Source organism: Ruminococcus gauvreauii (genome assembly GCF_025151995.1).
Lineage (GTDB): Bacteria > Bacillota > Clostridia > Lachnospirales > Lachnospiraceae > Ruminococcus_G > Ruminococcus_G gauvreauii.
In genome coordinates, this window is sequence record NZ_CP102290.1 from 1609822 (window position 1) to 1631043 (window position 21222).

A 21222-nucleotide genomic window follows, 5' to 3' on the forward strand; every position below is an offset into this window, starting at 1 on the left:
GCTTAATGCACAATTAATTACAGGAGGAATACACCGATGGACCTGTCCATGAAGTTTTTATATCTGCAGCTCAAAAAACATTACGATGTTGTCAGTCTCAATCTCCCGGACAACGACAATCCCCTCTGTTCTTCCGTCAGACTGAAGCCGGAATCCATCTGGATACCCGCACGTGACACCCTGTATATCATGGATTGTTCCCGGGAAGAACTGAAGAAGAGCGCACTGCCTCTTTCGACACGCCTCATCCTGTTTGATGACGCACCGCCAGAGGATCTGGCTTACCCGTGTCTTCTTTTTCCAGCCAGTTATTCACGCAGCCAGATACTGAATGACCTGCTCGCCATTTTTTACCGCTATGACCGCTGGAGCCAGGAGGTAACGGAAGCGATCCTCAAGAATCAAAGCCTGCAGGAAATCCTGCATATTACGCAAACCGTCGAAGAAAACCCGATGTACTTTGCCGATCCCAGCTTCAAGATGCTGGCTCAGGTGAGCCAGGATCTTGAAGAATTCAGCGTCATCTGGCGCTATCAGCTGCGATACGGTTATCTGCCCTTTAATGTCATGATGGATCTTGTAGAGACGGGGGAACTCGAAATGCTGCATAACGCCATTCCTGCCATCTACGCAGACACAAAAAGCTTCACCAGCAAATTTATCAGTAAAGCCATCCGCTATAAAGGAAAAGTCCACGGTCATTTTTTTATTATCCAGACCTACCGCCATCTGAATCAGTGTGACCTTGAGATAGCCGATTACCTTGGCAACCTGGTCTCCGCAGCCATTTACGAGGATAATAACTACCTGACGATGAGTACCCTTTATCATGAACACTTCATGATTGATATCCTGGAGAGTACGCTCCGCGATACCAAACTGATCAAAAATCAGCTTAAACCGCTCGGCTGGCAGCTCACAGGAGATTACCGGCTGCTGGGTGTATTTATGCCTGACGATGAAGACGCACTGAAGCGAAATGCCATCACTCTTCTGACCGACGGCTGGAATGCCCAGGCCTTTTTATATGATGATTACCTGATTGTCGTTTACAATGAACCCGCCCGCAAATACAGTGCACTGCTCGAACACCTGCATCATTTTCTGAAGCTTTTAAACCGCTATGCCTCGCTCAGCGAATCATTTTCAAATTTCACAGATATGTCCCTCTATTATCAGCAGATACTGTTTACGCTTCAGCACAGGAGTCTCGGCATATCTGACTGCCGCCTCTTTTTGTATGAAGACTATTTCATGGCGCATCTGGTTCATCTTGCAGGGGACAGTCTGCCGGAATATAAGCCAGTGTCCGGCCTTCGGGACTACGATATGCACAACCACTCTGACTACTGCCACACACTGTATACTTATCTGTTGTGTGAACAGAACTCAGTCAGGACGGCACAGATGCTTTTTTTGCACCGCAACACCTTAAAATACCGCATGGAGAAGATTCTGGACATCATAAAAGTTCCGTTGGAACATCCGATGGTTCGCCAGCGGATCCTCTTTTCACTTTATCGCCTGGAAAATGTGAAAAAAGAATGAATTGCTGGGCTTTTGGTAACAGATAGTATATAATCGAAATCACAGAAAGAAAATATTTTATCAATAATATAAGGAAGAAGGATGATGTGATATGTTTTATCCATTTTATTTTGACCCAACGTATTTTTTAGTGATCATCGGAGCTGTCCTCTGTCTTCTCGCCTCCGGCAAGGTGCGTTCCACCTACTCCAGGTATCAGCGGGTCCGGAGCGCTTCGGGATTGACCGGAAGTGAGGCGGCACAGCGTATTCTCTATTATTCAGGTATCCATGATGTGCGCGTCGAACATGTCTCTGGAAATCTGACCGATCACTATGACCCGCGTTCCAAAGTACTGCGCCTGTCTGATTCCACATACAGTTCTCCGTCCGTCGCAGCGATCGGCGTAGCAGCGCATGAGTGCGGGCATGCTGTACAGCACGCGAAAGGGTATGCCCCGCTGAGCCTGAGAAGTGCACTGGTCCCTGTCGCTAATTTCGGTTCGACGATTGCATGGCCTCTGATTATCATTGGTTTTTTGTTCAACAACCAGACTTCCAACCTTCTGATCAATATCGGCATCGTGGCCTTTTCTCTGGCTGTATTGTTTCAGATCGTGACTTTGCCCGTGGAATTTAACGCGTCAAGCCGCGCACTGGCTGTCTTGGGCGAGACCGGCATGCTCCAGAACGAAGAACTGTCCATGACACGGAAAGTACTCTCCGCGGCCGCTCTCACATATGTAGCCAGTGCAGCTTCTGCGATCCTTCAGCTGCTGCGGCTGGTGCTTCTGAGTAACCGCAGAAATGATTAAAATGTTATAATACACGCCCAAAAAACTGACCTTCAGACCATGCTGAAGGCCAGTTTTTTATACTTTGTTCCAGAAACTGACTAGTATTTTCCAATTTCCCAGGTCGTCTCCGCCCAGGCATCCATATTCTCCTTTTTCGCCTCATCCAGCACGATGGAACAGTCCATGATGAATCCGCCTCCCGGAGCCCCGATGTCCATGACCTTCTTGGTTTCCTCTATCACACGTTCTCTGCTGCCGTAAGCCAGCAGCGGTGTGGGTACATTTCCGCAGATACACGAAGTCTGTCCCACAATACGTTTCGCCTCCGCCAGGTCTACATCCTCGAACATGTAGATTACTTTCCCCTTCGGAACATCCGCTATGATATCCAGCCGGTGATTGTATGCACCCTCGCAGAATACGTACGGTGTCACACCGATATCGATGAGCGCCATGATCAATGCCTTCAGACCCGGCCAGTAAAACTTCCGGTAATTGTCGGGGCTCATAAATGCGTCGATTCCTGCATGCAGCGGAATAAACATAAACTCAAGATTTGCGGCTTTCGCAGAAGCAACGGCACCTTCCACGCAGAGAGGCGTCATGTACTCCAGTGCCGCCAGCAGCTCATCCGGATTATCGTAGATATCGTTTACCGTATTCATGAATCCGCGGATATTATCACCGAACATATCAAACGGACATGTCTGCGCGCCCGCCGCCCCCAGCGGGAATCCTCTCGCCGCAATCGCACCTACGATCTGGTTCAGACCGCCAAACCATTTGGCTGCCGCTTCCCCGCCCCGCATCAGTGTCTGCAGCGCCGACTGCACTTCCGGATCTGCAAAGGATGCCAGTCCGATATACAGCGCATATTCCACAGGATTGTTAAAGCTGATCTTTGACAGCCCCGCTAATCCCGCAAATTTCCTGGGATATACTTTCGTCATAAAAAAGTGGCTCGGATCGTGCAGAAATTCCGGGTATTCGTCGTCCATCAGATAGCATTTGTCATGAATCTGAAACGATGCATCCAACTTCAGCCCGCTCTCAGGCCCCGGGCATTTCAAATACGTACTGCCCATCAGCTCCGGCGGATCTGTCGGATACATAACGGGTGCCCATGCAAGATCGGGTGCGTAATCATCCAGAAATCCCATGACGCCCGGTGCAACATTTCTGATATCTTTCATTGCATCATACATGGAAATTCCATAGCCTCTGGCGTAGTAATTTCCGATCTTCGGCGCAAACGGCACGCGGTCAGGCTCCCTCAGCTCTATCACATCGCGAATCCGTTTCTTTCTTCCCTCTAAACTGTCGCTCTGTTTTCCCATATTCATCCTCCTTTCAGATACTCAATAAGTTCCTCCGCAATAATTCTGTATCTATATCTTAGCACACGCAAATTGTTCAGTCAATATTCAGGTAATTTTCCTTGCTTTTTACAATTCTTTGTGCACTATTACTATTTTATGCTGTATTTGTACTTAGATGAACAAAAAACCGCGTCATGGATTCTCTCCACGACACGGTTGTCTGTACATCTTATTCGGCTGCTTCTTCCGTAGCTTCCGGTGTTTCCTCAGCGCCCTCATCTGCTGCACCGTCATCTGCCTGTTCTGAATCTGATCCTGCATCTGCAGCAACTTCTTTAATCTTGGCATTATCTACAATAAAGTCGGTTACTCTCTGAAGCATAATAGACTGGTATACGCTCTCTTCTCCATACTGCTTGTAAAGCTCATCCTCCGTCATGCTGTACTGCTCCAGATATCTATCCAAAGCCTCTTTATACTCATCGTCATCTGTGCTGAAGCCTTCTTTGTCAGCAATCGCCTTCATGACAAGCATCTGAGCGGCAACATTCTGCCCATATGCCTCTTTCTGAGCCTCATAGTCCTCCTTGCTGACACCCTGCGCCTCAATATACTCATCAATCGTCTGGCTGGAATAATCTGCATATGTCTTAATCTGGCTCTCGAATACTTCTTTTCCATAATTCAGCAGCTCTTCCGGATATTCATTGATCGTGGAGGCACTGACTACCTGCTGCCATGCCGTCGTCGAGAGACTCTCTGTGGCCTGGCTCTCATAGTAATCTTCCAGATCCTTGCGTATTCCCTCGCGATACTCATCTACTGTTTTAAATTCGGAGTTAGCCGCAACCCATTCATCACTGATCTCTGTTGCCGGACGTTTGATCGCATTGATCGTAACTGTAAACACAACATCCTTACCGCCCATTTCCTCTGAGTAGTCCTCTGGAAATGTCAGGTTCAGTTCCACAGTCTGTCCCTTTGTTGTCCCAACCAGTCCATCCTCAAACCCCTCGATAAACTGTCCTGACCCAATTGTCAGATCTGATCCCTCTGCACTTCCGCCGTCGAATTCTTTTCCGTCCACTTTACCAACAAAGTCGATGTTGACGGTATCCCCCTCTTCCACCTTCGCATTTTCGTCTGTCAGTTCGACCGGCGATGAGGACAACGCATATGTGATCTCAGAATCAATGTTCTCGTCGGTGACCTGCGTCACCTTCTTTTCCACCGTAATTCCATTATATTCTCCGAGCGTGATACTCTTTTCCATGTCAATATCATCCATGGAAGGCATCTTCGGTCCGCTTGCCTCCTCATCGGCTGTCTCTGTTTTGGGCTCGCTTTCTTTCTCCTTATCAGACTTGGCACATCCTGAGATCATCGTCGCTGCCATAAAGACACACAGCAGCCCGCTCAATATTCTTTTTTTCATAATAATCCTCATAATCCTTTCTGTCACGTAAATCGTGTATTATTCCGCCCCATCCCAGACCTCAAGGCCTGTCTTCGGGCGGTTTGTATCAAACACCGCTGATACATCAAATAAATCCGAGAGTTTATCCGCACCGTTGTAAAGATCCTGATACATACGGTAACCATCCAGGTTTCTTCTCCCCTGGCGCACATAATTTTCACGGATCTGTACCCAGTATTCATTGGAGTCCACATTGCAGAAGAACCGGAATCCCTGATCCCGGAGATAATTATACGTCTGATTATCATCCGTATAATCCGTCCAGCTTGCGATATCCGTTCCGAACGGATACAGGATAATATCCGTAGGCCCGATCACATTTGCGACACGTTCCTGCCATTTATCGGCGTCTTCCTTAACCTTCTCAAAACTGCTTCCGTAGCTGATATGGCCGTAGCTGTGGCTGGCAAGTTCCCAGCCGTCATCAATGAGTGCCTGAACAACCGGCTTTGCAGCTTCAATCTCTTCCTGATAATTGAATACTCCGTACTCCTCTGCATTTTTATTGCCTTCTTCCGCCGTCTTAGCAAGATCCGGATCCGTACGGTATCCCAGCACGCCGTTGTATCCCGTAAATGCCAGAATCGCCTTCGCACCCTTATAGGAAAAATCAGGATGCTCATCGATAAATTCATTCAGCACCGGCACGAGGTCATACGCCCCCGTCACAGTCGTACCATCCTGCTGAATATACTCCGTCGTCGGGCGTCCGTCCTCACCCACCACCATCCGGGATGCGTAGCCGTCACCTATCATGTAAAAATAGTAACAGACGTCATCCTGTGACATCACAAACGGTTTCTTCCCCTCCGGAAGCATGATTTTCCCTTTTGTAAATATGGTCTCGCCGTTTTCCCCGGTTGTCTCCTCCACCATATCATGGATTCTGACAAGGACATAACCACGGTCATACATCTGCTGCAAAATTCCTTTGAATTCGTCAATCGTCGTCATGACCTGGTTGTAATCGCCGATCTTATATTCGTCTGCCCCGGACAGATTCCAGGTGATTGAAGGATCGGCGACCAGAATGTGAAAGAATACGTGCGGTATGGTCTCCACATCGGCTTCTACCAGCTTTGACCTGGCAGCCTCGTACTCCCCGATCTTTGCCTGGGCGGCGCTGTCTTCCTTCGCCTCAGTCTGCAGCAGTTCAATCGCTCCGTCATAGTCATACCCCATCGCCAGGCGTTCTGCCCGGGCAACCGTGTCCTCCAGTTTCCTCTGCTTTTCATCGGCTTCTTTCTTCGCCTGTTCCTGCTGAACCTTTTCCTGCTCTTTCTTCTGACTGCTTCGCTTGACACCCCAGACGACGCCTCCGATACAGAGGATCAGCACAAGCGCGAGCACGCCGACAACCGTCAGGCGCATGATCATCGCCTTGCGCTTCCTCTGACGCTGGCGTTCCCGGCGGATCCGCTCACGTCTTCTGCGCTCCTCATCGGTCATATTGGAGGTATCCTTTTTCTGGGACGCGGCTCTGTTCACAGACGGTCCCGCCGTTTTTTTTGCAGATGCGCTCTTTTTTCCGTCAGCCGTCTTGCCGGACTTTTTCTGATTCAGAAATCTGTCCTTCAGCCCGTCAATTTTGCTTTTGTTTTCTTTCTTAGCTTTTGCTTTATTCTCTTTTTCCATACGTATTTTTCTGCCTGTTCTGCTTAAAGACTTGGAACGTCAGTCCTTCTCTTGTCGAGGACCGTAGCTGCATCAAACAGATCGCTCGTACGGTTCTTCTCACCATGAACATCGTTCCATAAACGGTAACCATCCAGATTTCTTCTTCCCTGGCGCAGGTAGTTGTCCCTGATCTGCAGGAAATACTGTGAAGAATCCACATTACAGTAAAAGTTAAATCCCTGGCTTTTGAAATATGAAAACTTTTCATTCTCCATGGTATAATCATGCCAGTCGGCAAGGTCCTGCCCATGGGCGAAAATTACGGTATCCGATCCCCCTATGAGCGGCGCCACATAGGACTGCCATTTTTCCGTATCCGCCTTGATCGTCTCCAGGCTGGAATCGCCGATTCTGATGTGTCCCCAGGTATGGCTCGCAAAATCCCATCCTGTTTCCTTGATGGCATCCGCCACCTTTGTCGCCTCGGCGACTTCTTTGTCCCAGTCAAAGTCCGGATGTTCAGCCATCCATTTCTGCTGATCCTCCGCCAGGTTTTCTTTCGTCTTATAAGCAATATCTGTCCGATATCCCAGGATGCCGTTATAACCGGTCAGCGCGACCGTTCCGCGCGCCCCGCGGTAAGCGCCGTCGGGATGCTCTTCCAGAAATTCATTCATCAGCGGAATGCAGTCGTACGCTCCTGTTACAACCGTTCCGTCATCCTGAATATATTCACATGTAGGTTTGCCGTCTTCACCGATCACCATCTTTGATGCGATCCCTCTCCCATCATAGCTGTGATAATAGCTCAGGTCATCCAGTGAGAGTACGAATGGTTTTTTCCCTTCCGGAAGCAGTATCTTGGCTTTCGTAAAATGAACCGTCCCGTCATCGTCAGTCGTCTGATTCACCAGATCGTGCAGTCTGACAAGGACGTATCCGTTGTCATACATCTGCTGTGTGATGGCATTAAACTCATCCACCGTCGTCATCCACTGGCAGAACCCTGCCGTTGCGCTGTCATTGCCTGTAAATGCCTTCTCCGGGTCAACCACGAGCGAATGATAGAAGACATGAGTGACCTGATCGATATTCACCGATTTCAGGGTTGACTTGGCAGCTTCGTAGGCGGCTATCTTAGCGATGATATCCGCGTCTTTATCATAATTTTCAATCGACTTCAGCAGTTCTACTGCCTTGTCATAATCATAACCGACTGTTGCCAGCTCGGCATCCCTGATGAGCTGCTGACGCTTTTCATTTTCCGCTTCTTCAGCCTGAATCTGCCGTTCTTTCTCTGCTTTGGCCTCCTGCTTCTTCGACATTCCTTTTTTGACACCAAAAGCAACTCCCGCAATGCAGCCTATGAGAATCAAAATCAGCACGCCAAGCGTTGCAGCGCGCAGCATCATAGCACGTCTCCTGCGCTGTCTTCTGCGTTCCCTGCGTCTTTCCTCAATTCTTCTGCGCTGTTTTGGATCTAACTGCTCCAGATTTCGTCTTTGGTCGTTTCCCATTGCTGAATCCCCTATCCTACATATTCTGTTTCATTATAGCACATCCTTACCTGTTTTCTATCATTTTTTCAACAATTCAGCAAAAATTTATATTTGCCTTTTAAAACAAAGGATGATACAATGTGCTATGATAAAGAGAGGGTGAAGGAGGTTACTCATGAAGGTCTGGCATATTTTGCTGATTATTTTAATTATACTTATTGTAGTACTGATCGTACTGTATTTCCTTGGAAAAAAAGCACAGAAAAAGCAGGAAGCACAGAAGGAACAAATCGACGCATCCAAGCAACAGGTGTCTATGCTGATTATAGATAAAAAGCGACTGCCGATAAAAGAGTCCGGACTTCCGCAGATGGTCATCGACCAGACGCCGAAACTGATGCGGCGCACCAAGCTTCCGATCGTCAAGGCAAAGGTAGGTCCAAAGATTACAACTCTCGTCGCGGACGAAAAAATCTATGACCTGATTCCGGTCAAGAAAGAGGTCAAGGCGATGGTAAGCGGCATCTATATCGTAGAGGTACGCGGTATGCGCGGCCCGCTGGAAGCACCTGAGAAGAAAAAGGGATTTTTCAAGCGTCTGCGCAGCAAGGCGGCAGGTAAGTAATCAACACCGGAAATCAAAAGAAGCCAAAGATTCAGCTTAACGCGAAATCTTTGGCTTCTTTTGATTTGATATTCATCTCAAGAGAACAGTCTGCAACGTGTTCCTCATTCACCTCCAGCGCATATTCAACCTTCACATCAATATTGTCCTCCGCCTCTGAGATTTTTACATGGGTTGCAGCAATTCCCATCTGCATCGTGCCGAACGGTGTGGTGTAGTAGGAGATATTCTTTTTGTTTTCCTCAAACACCATATGTACATTGATCACGCCTTTCTTTCTGACCTCCAGAACATCCCCTGAGATCTTCAGAATATTTTTGGCATCCTCCGCAAACCCTTCAAACGCCTCGTCATATCTGACATAATGCTTACCGTTTCGCTGGTAGTACTCTCCTACTGTGATCACTTCCACCGGATCCGTATCATCATCATAGGCCTCTCCGCTCATAAACTGAAGTCCCTTGATGCTGATCAATACTTGTTTTGTCATACTGTACCTTTCTAATACTCCTCGATATTTACCTGCTGTGTCACACGCACGTCATACGGCAGGATAGAGTTTGCAAATTGTTTAAATTTTTCCGCTGCGTCACTCACATAGAAGCGGTAAGGAAACTCTTCTTCTTTCACCCCCGGATTATCCATATCCAGTTTTTTCAGCAGACTTCCCAGTTCCCGTGCAGTCTCATACGCCGGATTTACAAGTTCAACCGCATCCCCCATGATTTTCTTCACAGTGCCTCGAAGCAGCGGATAATGGGTGCATCCCAGTATCAGAGAATCTATATTCTCGTTTTTAAGTTCCTTCAGATAACGCCGGGCGACCTCGTCTGTCACAGGGTCTTTCAGCCACCCCTCCTCGACAAGCGGGACAAAAAGCGGGCACGCTTTCCCTACCACCGTGATTTCCGGATCGATCTCGCAGATAAAACTGCGGTACATATGACTTTGTATCGTGCTTTCTGTCCCGATAACCCCGATCCTCCGGTTCTTTGTAACCGCCGCCGCCACACGGGCGCCCGGTTTCACCACACCGATGATCGGTATATCGAGTTCTTTTTCTATCGCTTCCAGTGCAAGCGCACTGGCCGTATTGCAGGCAACGACAATCGCCTTGACATCCTGTGTGCGAAGAAAACGGATAATCTGCCGGGAGTAGCGGATGACTGTCTCTTTAGATTTGCTGCCATACGGCACACGTGCGGTATCCCCGAAATACACGATCCGTTCGGCAGGCAGATTCCGCATGATCTCACGCGCAACCGTCAAACCGCCCACGCCCGAATCAAAGACCCCGATCGGGGCCAGTCTGTCTATGCTCATATCAGTTCTCCATTGTTTCACTTAGTCCTGTATCATTATAGTATTCTACCCCGATTACAGGAATAATTCAAGAAAAACATCAGGAAAACCAGCGGAAGCGCACCTTCACCCGGCCTCCGTTCATGATTGTTTCGTATTCATCATCCGTCAGTACATGTGAGAGCTCTTCCTTTTTCTCCTCCGGAACAACAGCATGGACGGCATCGGTAAAGCACAGTCCGGGATACAGCACGCACCACCAGTTTCTTCCCTCGGCCTCCCCGATTCTGATCTGCAGCGCCTCATATTGCCCCGCCGGAAATGTACAGTCTCCGTATTCTTTCACCGGAAACCAGGTCGTTACCAGTCCGGCGCTGACGGGATAGTCGTAACCGTATTCTTTTACACGTTCATTTGCATAACTCTGTATCTGTGGAAGGTTTTCTTCGATCACTGACCGGCTCTCCTCAACCGACCGGGCACCTTTAAGCATCCCCTGCATCTCTTCCACCACATCGGCCTTCACCTGCATCTTCAGATCCTGATCCTCCTGCGAATTGCTGTTTGCCAGCACATGAAACCGTATCACGGAACGGGCGATCCCCTGCTGGACGGCTCCCTCGTTTATTTTTAAGATGCCGGCGGTGCATACTGCACACAGCAGCGCAGCCGCAAGCACTGATATCATAATATTTCTTTTTTTCCAAGTTATATTCCGCATGAAAAATACCTCCTGTCACCTCTTATCAGGAGTATGGTCATATTTTCCAGGTTTCATACTTATACAATCTCGGGAAAGTCTTCCTCCACATCCAGGTCCGGCAGGGTAAGGCTCCCTCCCCTGTGCCATTCCCGGTAGACATCCTGCAGTGTCACCATCATATCTTCACGGTCATCCGGACGATTTTCATAGATACCCGTCAGATAGGTGCCAAGAGATTCCACACGGCTGCCATTGAGTTCCATAATCTTCTTCGGGTCTTCACTCACGAAAACATTGGCTCCGTCCCCCAGGATGGGCTGGTTCTCCAGATACTGAAGAACCTGATCCAGATCCCGCGGCCGGCTTGCCAGATTCTTTCCGAGAATAAACACCTGCACATGACCCAGATCAAGATAGCTTTCCTGCGTCCGGTTATACATCTGAAGGATTTCCTGCATATTCTTTCCGGTAAACAAAAGTGTCGTATTGCCGTTCTCACCCGAGTCCCCGCCACTCTTGTCCTGTCCAGTGGAGAATGAAAGGTTTGCCATCCCGTAGATGACCTGACACTGTCCGTCCTGAATATCAACGCTCACGACCAGCGGATATGCGCGTTTTTCCGGTTCAACACCGCCGCATCCCCACATGGACCACAGCAAAATCATCAACACCGCAAAACAACCAAAACGTCTCATGTTTTCCTCCTGATCCTGCAAACAAAAAGTCCGAATATCACAAACAGAGGCATGTAGAAATACCTGACTGCCAGCGGATACAGGTCATCGACGCTTCCGCCGTTCCATTCCACAAACGCGGCGGCAAAGACAAGTACCGCAAATATCAGGCGGACCGCAGTGTTATCCCTGTCATTCACCAGATGGTGGCTGTAAAACAATATGGTGCCGACCGCATAAAAAAGCGCAAACAACAGAAATATCATCCAGATGATATCAAAGCGGTCCAGAAAATTTCCCGGAAACGATACCGCTGACATTAAAGCCGTCACCGGAAACTCCTTCTCCTGCATGCCGTAGACGCCGAACACCGCCTGCATCACGCAAAGACCGCCCACGGCCAGAAGCGCCGCGGTCCCGCTGCCTGTATACAGCGCCTTTACACTTCCCTGCGGACGTTCCACATTGCTCATCAGAAAGGGAACGACACCTGTGATCGAAAAGGCACAGAAGAAATCGTAAGCCCCGCAAAGCACTGTTTTGGCGTCTGTCCGCTGCAGCATTTCGGAAGAGATACCGCCTCCCTGGAAAGCGGCCAGCACAAGAAGAAGAAAAAGTGCGCCGATGACCGGGAGCGCACTGATCTCACCGATCCTCGCCCGCCTCTGAATATCACTTCCTGTGCCGATCACAGCCGTCAGCACCAGAAGCCCGGCGATAACCCAGATGCTGTATTCGGTGACCAGTGAAGCCTTGATCATCCCTGCAACCATACGTACGAGATAACCCCCTCCAAGCACCAGATAACTCAGAAAAAATACAGTCACAGCCATATATGCCGGCCGGCTCATCCTCTGTCTCAGGCTCTTCGTCGATGCCGTGTTGCGCACCATAAAGAACAGGTAAATCCAGAGTGCCAGAAGCCCGATCACACAGCTTATGATTCCGGATACCCCATACAGCTGCGGCAGCCTCGGAATGACAAGCAGAAAGGTACCGGAAAGCCCAAGCGCCAGCTGACGTCCCAGCTGACGCCTTGAAATACGATGATTATCCGAAAACACTTATGACTCCTCCTTTTTCATCCGCACTCTCTGGTCCCTGCGCGAAAAGATCGGCCGCCGCTTCAGCATGCGGAACGGCGCGCGTACCAGCGCGTCACGCTCGTCATGATACCCCGTCAGATCGGATCCGACAAAAGGCATCAGATACGGAATCCCAAAGCTCACAAGACCTGCCAGATGGCCTGTCAGCATATACAGTCCCATGACGATTCCAAAGATTCCAAAGTAACCGCCCAGAACAATGAAACCGAACTTCAGCAGACGAAACGGCGCCGAAAATTCCTCGTTGGGAATTGCAAAAGAGCTGAGAGCACTCAGCGCGACGATCACAACCGACATCGGGCTGACCAGATTAGCGCTGACAGCCGCATCTCCTATGATAAGGCCTCCCACGATGCCGATCGTACCGCCCAGGGGACCGGGCATCCGCACGCCCGCCTCCCGGATCAGTTCAAACGCCAGTTCCATGAATACAACCTCCACCAGGCTGGAGAAGGGAACCCCGTGCCTTGCCTCTGCAAAAGAGAGCAGCAGGTTCGTCGGCAGCACCTGTGTGTGGAACCGGATAACTGCGAGGTAAATGCCGGACAGCAGCATCGCCAGCAGTACTGCCCCATACCGTATCAGGCGCTGAAAGGAAACGATCTCAAAACGATTGTAACGGTCCTCGCTGACCTGTATAAAGCTGTTCAGTGTCGTCGGCAGAATCAGTGCAACCGGAGAATTATCGCAGATAAGAATGATCCTTCCGTCCAGTACCTCCATAGCTGCACGGTCCGGCCGTTCCGTCGTCTGGAACTGCGGAAACAGTGACAGCCATCGCTCCTCTGTCAGCTGCTCCAGCATGCCGCTCTCCAGTATGCCGTCGATCTGATACTGCCGGATCCGCTCCTCGATTTCTTCCAGCAGATGGGGATAGATCAGATCCTCGATGTATACAAGCGCTGTCATCGTATCGGAACGCAGTCCAACCTGCATTTCTTTCACCTTTAATCCGGTGCTGCGGACACGCTTGCGTATCAGTGAGGTGTTAATTTTCACAGAATCAGAAAAGCCCTCATTGGAGCCTCGCAGAACCTTTTCAGACTCCGCCTTCATCACTCCCATACCCGGATAGCCTTTGCTTCCGATTTTGATCGCCTTCTCATAGCCGTTGACAAACATTACAGCGTTTCCGGCCAGCATGGCTTTCATGGCCTCTTCCATAGTATCAAGCTGCTTGACATCTGAGATTCCCAGACTGTTGTCCTTTAAAAAATCATACATCTCCTGGTCCGGAACGGTCCACAGTTTGTTGATCAGTTTACCGATCACAGATTCCTCAAGCGCCATATTGCTGACTGCAACTTCAATGTAAACAACCAGGCAGTCTATTTTCTTCCCTTCTCCGAGTTTCATCGGTCTCTGGATAATATCGTCACATCCCCGGCATTTTTCCTGCACGTACTCCTGATTATCCTTGATGTTCAAAGATACCGGGGTTGTTGCTTCTGTGGCTGTCTTCTGCATAACACTCCTCCTTTGAAATCAGAAAAGAGGTGCCTTTTGGCACCTCTTTTAGGATATACGTTACTGCTTATTTTATTCACTCTCATGCAGACTTTTTATGATCGCCTTCTGCTGGTTCTCAATATGATCCCGCATGCAGTCATTGGCCTTCTTATGATCTCTTTCTTTCAGGGCTTCATAGATTTCCCTGTGCTCCTTCACCAGCGTGCGGCGGGCATTGCTGTCTTTCAGATATTCGATCCGGTAACGGTACATCTGTTCCCTGAGGTTGTTGATGATCTGTATCAGACGCCTATTTTTTGTCGCCTCATAGATCAGTTCATGGAATTTCACATCTGCCTGCGCCAGCGCCGTGATATCGTCACTTTCCATCACCTGCTCGAACTCCAGCGCCGCCTCCCGGATCTGCTCCAGCTGCGGCTCACCGATACGCTCACAGGCAAACTGCATCGCCAGCTCCTCCAGTCCCAGGCGGACCTCCAGCACATCATTCAGGTCTTTTTCCGTAATCTGTGCCACCTGTGCCCCTTTGCGCGGCACCATGATGACAAGCCCCTCCAGCTCCAGCTTCCGAATCGCCTCTCTGACCGGCGTCCTGCTGACCCCGAGACGGTTCGCCAGCGTGATTTCCATCAGACGTTCACCCGGCAGCAGTTCTCCGTGCAGTATCGCATCCCGCAGCGTATTGAATACGACGTCGCGAAGGGGCAGATATTCATTCATGCTCACATGAAAATCACTCGTCATTCGTGTCTTCCTCCGTTGTTGTAAAACGTCGTCAAAAAGCTCTGCCGGACCAGTCTGCTCTTCTTCAGACGTGTGTGTGCATACTCCGCTTTTTCCCTGTCGTCAAACAGTCCGAACACCGTCGGGCCGCTGCCGCTCATGAGAGCATTGACAGCGCCCCAGTCTCTCATCTTCTGTTTGATATCTGCTATTACAGGATATGCCGGTATCGTCACGTTCTCCAGCACATTTTCCAGACGGCTGGCAACACCGTAAAAATCCCGAGCTTCAAGCGCGGCGATCATCCCGTCGATATCCGGATGACTGGCAAGACCTGCCGCATTCAGATTTCCATAGACAAATTTGGTAGACACACTGACCCCGGGCTTTCCGATCAGGACATAGCCCTGCGGCATGGGCGAAAGTTCCGTCAGCCTTTCCCCGATCCCCTCCGCAAGCGCCGTTCCCCTCAATATACAGTAGGGCACATCCGCTCCGATTGCCGTTGCCCTCTGCATCAGGTCCCGTCTGGACAGTCCAAGGCCAAATATTTTGTTAACTCCCATCATAGCCGCTGCTGCATCCGAACTCCCCCCGGCCATTCCCGCAGCAACCGGTATTACTTTTTTCAGATCAATGGTCAGCCCTTCCCGGATACCAAATTCATCCATCAAAAGCTTTGATGCCTTATACACCAGATTATTTTCGTTGACCGGAAGATAAGGCAGGTTCGTCTGCAGCCGTATACCCGGCTGCTTTATTTTCTGCATGTCCAGCTGATCATACATTTTAATTGTCTGCATGATCATCCGCACTTCATGATACCCATCCTCCCTCTTACGGACTACATCAAGTCCCAGATTAATCTTTGCCAAAGCTCTTAAACGCATAGTTTCTCCCAATATCTTGTGTTTTTCTCTTGTATTTTGTATACAGTATAGGCTATACTCCTGACTTTCGTCAACCGATATCTTAATCTTCGACTTTTTTTACCAGTATTAACGTATCCTGAGGCATGATTTCGTCGGTTTCCAGCTGGTTCAGGCTTTTAATCTCATCGATCGTCGTAAAAAAGTTCTTGGCGATATCCCACAGCGTATCTCCGCTCTGAACCAGGTAACACGTGATGCCCGGCATATTGTTCCGCTTTGTACGGTCGATCTCCCGCTCCTCAATATCCGTAATCAGGGATTCTTTTTGACAGCTGAGCACGAGTGCGTTGAGATTCAGCACAACCTTGATCTCAATCTCATTGCTGTCTGCCATGCTGGTAGAAAGCTGCTCCAGGTCCGTTCGGAGGTAGTATATACAGTTTTCATTAATATTACGCGCTTCCACCACATGTGAAAACGGAAGCACGGATTCCATGGAATAGAACGGCATGTCATCGTCACTCACGATGTAGAGGATCCTGACCTGTATCACGCCGTCTACCTGAATGCCGTCTTCCACGATTTTCATTTCATCCAGCCGGATGATACCGTCGCTGTGGCAGATCTGCAGGATTTTCCCCTGTGTTGACGCCGCCGCCACGCGGTCAGACACTCTGCATTTTGAATAATTCTTTACGAGAAGGCTTTCAAGTACCTCCTCGATCCGCTTCGGAACACAGTCGATATGAGGCGTATACACATCCTGCAGCAACGTGTGCTCCTCTTCTTTATAGATCTTTATCTCCAGCTCGAGCACTGCTTCTACCTGTAAAATGCGCTCCTCGCCGTCCACATCCGGCTTCACCTGCGCATCCGTCTGCTGCATGGAGATCTCAATATTTGGTATCATGTCCTCACGGCACCCTGAACATTCCACTTCCTTGGAAAATGGAACAGCCTGTTCAACCCACTGCAGCGGATCATTGTCATCATCCCCGCCATAAAGCGCAAAGACAAACAGCTCTCCCTTTACAAAGACCTGATCCTGGCCCGCACGGATATCAAGTCCTCTTACTTCTATATCATTCCACAGAATTTCATGAATATTCGGTTTGTTTGAGGCCAGCGCTATCTCCTTTTTCAACCGCATGGTATCTTTTTTATGTACACCAAGCCCAAGCACCTGTATGCCTTTTTCCTTGACCGATACATCCTGAGGTTCTTTTAGTTCTGTCGGCAGCCCGATCTGCGCAAGTTCATCCACCGAAGCTTTGAACATCACCAGAGCCTTGACATTCAGCTTTCTGCTGTTGATCACATGAAGACTCAGATCTTCAATCTCCCACTTCAGGCATATCTTATCTCCGCTCTCGATTCCCTGTAGATGCAGTGTCTCATCGATGGGCAGCTCTCCGCTCAGACTGTAGATTCTCTTTTTCTCCGAATCCGATACATACAGAAGATAAAATTTCAGATTTCCCCGGATATTGGCCTGGCCGTCGCTTACGACGACTTCCTCGATCTGTATCTCCCCCTTTTTCTGGATCATGCGTCCCACATCCGGCTTGGCATCCGGTACATTGTAATCTTCATCAAACGTAACCTGGTTGACGGCTTCACTTTTCTGGCGAAGCATGTGCAGATTCTTTTTTATCAGTTCCAATACGCTCCCTCACTTTACACAGTTTTCTTTTATTCTATGCGTGCAAAGACTGTTTTATGACGGCCCGTCAGCGGAAAAGAACGGGAAGATCACGGTATTCCGTCTTCAGAACAATATACGGATAAGATACCTCTTTGCTCATCTCCTCCCGGGTAGACGGACCGACCAGCTGTGTCTCACAGACAATCCCCTCCCCTTTCTGCACCAGACTCAGCACCTTGATGCTGTACCCTCCGGAATTCTGCAGTCCATACCCTTTCATGATGTAGAGGTACTCCTCACTCTGGTATGTCATCTGGAATTCCTGTGCCTTCTGCTTTTCAATGATCTCCAGAACTTCCGCCGGTATCTCGTCTGTTTTTACTACGGTATAAGAAAGCTCTGTCTCTTCTTCAGAATCCATGTTCCGAATTCCGCATCCCGCGATGACGAGAGACAGAGTCAGTACCCAAAGCACCTGTTTCAATCGTTTCATATGCTGTCGGCTGTCCTTTTTTAAGTTCCATATAGTTTATTAAACAGCTTGCGTGTTCATTCTATTTTTTGTATAATATTACGTAACCATTCAAGACGGCGGGAATAACGCTGCAAGAAGATACGCCGTCCTGGATAACCACATAACATGGGATTACCAAAGAGAAGTCCCTGGAAAGAGGCTGTTATGCTGAGATTTATACTCATCGTCATCATCCTGGTCGGTTATCTGATTCTCTCCATTCCGCTTCTCCTCATCGAATGGATCATCGGCAAATTCAATACCCGCGCCAAAGATATCAGTTCGCTGCGCATCGTTCAGGCCATTTTCCGCCTGATGATTTTTATTGCCGGTGTGAAAATCACCGTGATCGGAGAAGAAAATGTACCTGCGGATCAGGCGGTGCTTTACATCGGTAATCACCGCAGCTATTTCGACATCCTGCTGACGTACTCACGCTGCCCGAACCTGACCGGATTCGTTGCGAAAAAAGAGATGAAGAAAGCACCTCTTCTGAATTTCTGGATGATGTATCTGCATTGTCTGTTTCTGGATCGTGAAAATTTGAAAGAAGGATTAAAGACGATTCTGAAGGGAATTGAGAAGATCAAAAATGGAATCTCCATCTTCATCTTCCCTGAGGGAACAAGAAGCCGGGGCGAAAGCTGTCTGGATATGCTGCCGTTTCATGAGGGAAGCTTCAAACTCGCGACCAAAACCAACTGCCCGGTCATTCCGGTCGCAATGAACAACACGGCTGAAATCATGGAAGCACATTTTCCAAAAATCCGGCCGTGTCATGTGATCATCGAATACGGAAAACCGATTATTCCGTCTGAACTATCCAAAGAGGATGTACGCCATATCGGGGAATATACCCGTAATATTATTCTGGATACGCTCAGGAAAAACGAATCAGCAGTCTGATGGTGAGAGTTGTTTTACAATTTTCTCAAACTGCATGAAGTGGGATGCCTTGATCAACAGGGTATCCCCTTTTTTTATCAGTCCCGGCAATGCCTCCTGAAGCATTCCGAGATCTGTAACATGTACTACTTCAAGTTCTTTATTCTGCTCCCTGGCGGCCCTCGCCAGATGCTCACAGAGTGGACCTGCGCAGATCAGAAGCTGGATATCGCACTGTCCCGCAAAGGCCCCCACCTGTTCATGAAGCGCCGCTTCATCCTCACCCAGTTCTCCCATATCTCCGAGCACGGCGACCTTTCTCCCCAGTCCCTGCTGCAGCACTTCAAGGGATGCCCTCATCGATACCGGGTTCGCATTGTAACAGTCATCGATGATGGTATAGTCATCCGACTCTATGATATGGAAACGGCCGCTTAAAGTTTCCATGCTCTCGATCCCTTTTTTGATCTCCTCTGCCGTCAGTCCATAGATCCTGCCGACGCTGGCAGCTGCCAGTGCATTATATACCATATGGATACCAGGCATGGGAATCCTGACCATAAATGAGAGATTTTCGTCCACATGAATCCTGCAGCTGATCCCTTTCAGTCCACAGTTTTCGATCTCATCCGCATAGACACCGTCTGTTTTTTCCATCCCGAAGAAGACCGGAACGTTCCCCCTCACCTCCCGAATCTGTGCCAGTTTATCATCATCACCGTTCAGGACAACGTGACCATCCGGCTGCATAAATTCAAACATCTCTGTCTTTGCCTTCATGATACCGTCTCTCGTCTTCAGGTTCTCCAGATGGCACCAGCCAATATTGGTAAGTACGCAGGTATCCGGCCTGGCGATCTTTGCCAGCCTGCTCATCTCCCCGAAATCGCTGATCCCCATCTCAAGGACTGCGATTTCATCCTCCTCCCGAATTCGGAAGACGGTCAGCGGAAGTCCCAGCTCATTGTTGAAATTCCCCTGCGTCTTTAGCACCCGGTATCTCTGAGAAAGTACGGCTGATATCATTTCCTTCGTGCTCGTCTTTCCGACGCTTCCCGAAATACCGACAACCGGAATTCCGAGCTCTCCGAGATAAAATTCTGCAATGTCTTTTACCGCCTGCAAAGAGGAACCCACCCGGATATACGGGAATCCGGCATCCGGCAGTTCTCTCTCAGAAAGAGTGCACAATGCCCCTTTTTCCATGACCTGCCCGATATAATCGTGTCCGTCTGCCCGTACGCCGACTATTGGAACAAACAGACAGCCCGGCTTTGCATGCCGGCTGTCTGTCGTAATACTATCCACGCATTGTTCCAGAAGCGCGGCATCGCCGTGATACACACCGCCGCATGCCGCCGCTATATTTTTCAATGTGAGATTCTTCATGTTATTCCACACTCTTTTCATATTTTTTCAGCGAACACTGAATCAAAAGCTCGCACAGCTCAGGGAAGCCAATCCCAGCTGCTTTTGCTTCCTGAGGCAGCAGGCTGGTCGGAGTCATTCCCGGGAGGGTATTCGCCTCCAGGCAGAAGATATTCCCCTCCCCATCCATCAGGAAGTCCAGTCTCGAATAACCCTCATTCATCAGCAGGCGGCTTCCCTCCTCTGCGTAGGCCTGCATCCGCCTTGTCTGTTCTTCCGTCAGTTGGGCCGGACATGTCTCCACCGCCGCCCCCGCAGAATACTTGTTTTTATAATCATAAAATCCCTCGACCGGTGCTATCTCAATGACCGGATACGCCTTGCCTTCTACCACGCCAACAGAAAATTCCCTTCCGCAGATATAATCCTCAACCACAATTTCGTCTTCATAGGCAAATGCGCTGGCAACTGCATCTTCATAAGCAGTCTGGTCATGTACGATAAAGACCCCGACACTGGATCCTCCGCAGCATGGTTTCACCACAACCGGGAACTCCATATCATAATCTGCAAGCAGCGTACTGCACTCTCCTTTTTTCAGCACGATTCCGCCGGGTACCGGTACTCCGCCATCCTGTAAAATCGTTTTGGAGAGGCCTTTATCCATGGAAAGTGCACTGCCCAGACACCCGGTTCCTGTATAGCGTATATTAAACAGGTCAAACGCCCCCTGTACCTTTCCGTTTTCCCCGTTTTCCCCGTGAAGCGCCAGAAAAACAATATCTGCCTCGCGGCACAGCTTCAGGACATTGGGACCGAAGAAATCTCTTTTTTCTTTTTTCAGATCTTCGATCCGGCCGTTATAAGATTTGATATATGCGATATCTGCTTCCAGATCATAGTCTGCCGGAAATGCGTCCTCAGATTCTTCCGGCTCTCTCCCGATAAATACATCCAGCAGCACTGCTCGATGGCCTCTTTCCCGCAATGCTTTGCAGACCATGGTTCCCGAAACTATGGATACGTCCCGTTCGGTGCTGATTCCTCCTGCCAATACAACTACTTTCATCATATCTTCCAAACCAAGCTCCTTTATGTAT

General features: G+C 49.3%; 20 protein-coding genes. 4 read left to right on the forward strand and 16 right to left on the reverse strand.

Going from position 1 to position 21222, the window contains the following annotated elements; genetic code table 11:
• Positions 1 to 36 precede the first annotated feature (36 nt).
• Positions 37 to 1548, forward strand: coding sequence for a PucR family transcriptional regulator (locus NQ502_RS07830; RefSeq protein ID WP_028527625.1), 1512 nt, complete (start codon positions 37 to 39; stop codon positions 1546 to 1548).
• Between the two features lie 91 nt (positions 1549 to 1639).
• Entirely contained in the window at positions 1640 to 2341 is a 702-nt protein-coding gene (locus tag NQ502_RS07835; RefSeq protein ID WP_028527626.1) for a zinc metallopeptidase, read from the forward strand.
• Positions 2342 to 2421: 80 nt separating this feature from the next.
• On the opposite strand, the gene NQ502_RS07840 is transcribed toward NQ502_RS07835, so the two are convergent.
• The 4 genes from NQ502_RS07840 to NQ502_RS07855 form a co-directional block, all read right to left on the reverse strand.
• Entirely contained in the window at positions 2422 to 3660 is a 1239-nt protein-coding gene (locus NQ502_RS07840) for a uroporphyrinogen decarboxylase family protein (RefSeq protein ID WP_028527627.1), read from the reverse strand.
• A 211-nt stretch (positions 3661 to 3871) separates the two neighbouring features.
• Complete coding sequence (gene tig / locus NQ502_RS07845) at positions 3872 to 5077, reverse strand: trigger factor (protein WP_169579906.1); 1206 nt, start codon at positions 5075 to 5077, stop codon at positions 3872 to 3874.
• A gap of 39 nt (positions 5078 to 5116) precedes the next feature.
• On the reverse strand, positions 5117 to 6754 hold the full coding sequence (locus NQ502_RS07850; RefSeq protein WP_242830219.1) for a polysaccharide deacetylase: 1638 nt from the start codon (positions 6752 to 6754) through the stop codon (positions 5117 to 5119).
• Between the two features lie 23 nt (positions 6755 to 6777).
• Positions 6778 to 8253 carry a polysaccharide deacetylase family protein gene (locus NQ502_RS07855; protein WP_049898040.1) on the reverse strand — a complete coding sequence of 492 codons (1476 nt, stop codon included), beginning with the start codon at positions 8251 to 8253 and terminating at the stop codon, positions 6778 to 6780.
• Between the two features lie 157 nt (positions 8254 to 8410).
• Between NQ502_RS07855 and NQ502_RS07860 the strand changes: the two genes are divergently transcribed.
• The gene (locus tag NQ502_RS07860; protein ID WP_028527630.1) at positions 8411 to 8860 is read left to right on the forward strand and encodes a hypothetical protein; all 450 of its coding nucleotides are present in this window, start codon (positions 8411 to 8413) and stop codon (positions 8858 to 8860) included.
• 31 nt (positions 8861 to 8891) lie between these two features.
• Here NQ502_RS07860 and NQ502_RS07865 read toward each other — a convergent pair whose 3' ends face one another.
• The 10 genes from NQ502_RS07865 to NQ502_RS07910 all read right to left on the reverse strand — a co-directional run bounded on the left by NQ502_RS07865 (position 8892) and on the right by NQ502_RS07910 (position 17848).
• Positions 8892 to 9350 (reverse strand): DUF1934 domain-containing protein, encoded by a 459-nt coding sequence (locus tag NQ502_RS07865; RefSeq protein ID WP_028527631.1) that lies wholly within the window; start codon positions 9348 to 9350, stop codon positions 8892 to 8894.
• An 11-nt stretch (positions 9351 to 9361) separates the two neighbouring features.
• Positions 9362 to 10183 carry a glutamate racemase gene (murI, locus tag NQ502_RS07870; protein ID WP_028527632.1) on the reverse strand — a complete coding sequence of 274 codons (822 nt, stop codon included), beginning with the start codon at positions 10181 to 10183 and terminating at the stop codon, positions 9362 to 9364.
• 79 nt (positions 10184 to 10262) lie between these two features.
• Positions 10263 to 10883 (reverse strand): stage II sporulation protein R, encoded by a 621-nt coding sequence (spoIIR, locus tag NQ502_RS07875; protein ID WP_028527633.1) that lies wholly within the window; start codon positions 10881 to 10883, stop codon positions 10263 to 10265.
• A gap of 59 nt (positions 10884 to 10942) precedes the next feature.
• Complete coding sequence (locus NQ502_RS07880; RefSeq protein WP_028527634.1) at positions 10943 to 11560, reverse strand: Ger(x)C family spore germination protein; 618 nt, start codon at positions 11558 to 11560, stop codon at positions 10943 to 10945.
• Positions 11557 to 12603: a GerAB/ArcD/ProY family transporter gene (locus NQ502_RS07885; RefSeq protein WP_028527635.1), complete on the reverse strand. Its 1047-nt coding sequence runs from the start codon at positions 12601 to 12603 to the stop codon at positions 11557 to 11559. Before NQ502_RS07885 ends, NQ502_RS07880 begins: the two co-directional genes overlap by 4 nt.
• Complete coding sequence (locus NQ502_RS07890) at positions 12604 to 14112, reverse strand: spore germination protein (protein ID WP_028527636.1); 1509 nt, start codon at positions 14110 to 14112, stop codon at positions 12604 to 12606.
• A gap of 72 nt (positions 14113 to 14184) precedes the next feature.
• Entirely contained in the window at positions 14185 to 14859 is a 675-nt protein-coding gene (locus tag NQ502_RS07895) for a GntR family transcriptional regulator (RefSeq protein ID WP_028527637.1), read from the reverse strand.
• Positions 14856 to 15728, reverse strand: coding sequence for a 4-(cytidine 5'-diphospho)-2-C-methyl-D-erythritol kinase (ispE, locus tag NQ502_RS07900; protein ID WP_028527638.1), 873 nt, complete (start codon positions 15726 to 15728; stop codon positions 14856 to 14858). The genes NQ502_RS07895 and ispE overlap by 4 nt, the downstream gene beginning before the upstream one ends.
• An 82-nt stretch (positions 15729 to 15810) precedes the next feature.
• Complete coding sequence (locus NQ502_RS07905; protein WP_028527639.1) at positions 15811 to 17373, reverse strand: DUF3794 and LysM peptidoglycan-binding domain-containing protein; 1563 nt, start codon at positions 17371 to 17373, stop codon at positions 15811 to 15813.
• A gap of 67 nt (positions 17374 to 17440) precedes the next feature.
• Complete coding sequence (locus NQ502_RS07910) at positions 17441 to 17848, reverse strand: protease complex subunit PrcB family protein (RefSeq protein ID WP_028527640.1); 408 nt, start codon at positions 17846 to 17848, stop codon at positions 17441 to 17443.
• Between the two features lie 186 nt (positions 17849 to 18034).
• Between NQ502_RS07910 and NQ502_RS07915 the strand changes: the two genes are divergently transcribed.
• A complete protein-coding gene (locus NQ502_RS07915; protein ID WP_028527641.1) occupies positions 18035 to 18775 on the forward strand; it encodes a lysophospholipid acyltransferase family protein in 741 nt (246 codons plus the stop codon).
• On the opposite strand, the gene NQ502_RS07920 is transcribed toward NQ502_RS07915, so the two are convergent.
• Entirely contained in the window at positions 18764 to 20143 is a 1380-nt protein-coding gene (locus tag NQ502_RS07920) for a UDP-N-acetylmuramoyl-tripeptide--D-alanyl-D-alanine ligase (protein WP_028527642.1), read from the reverse strand. The genes NQ502_RS07915 and NQ502_RS07920 overlap by 12 nt on opposite strands.
• Position 20144: 1 nt before the next feature.
• Positions 20145 to 21194: a D-alanine--D-alanine ligase gene (locus tag NQ502_RS07925; protein WP_341349389.1), complete on the reverse strand. Its 1050-nt coding sequence runs from the start codon at positions 21192 to 21194 to the stop codon at positions 20145 to 20147.
• Positions 21195 to 21222 lie beyond the last annotated feature (28 nt).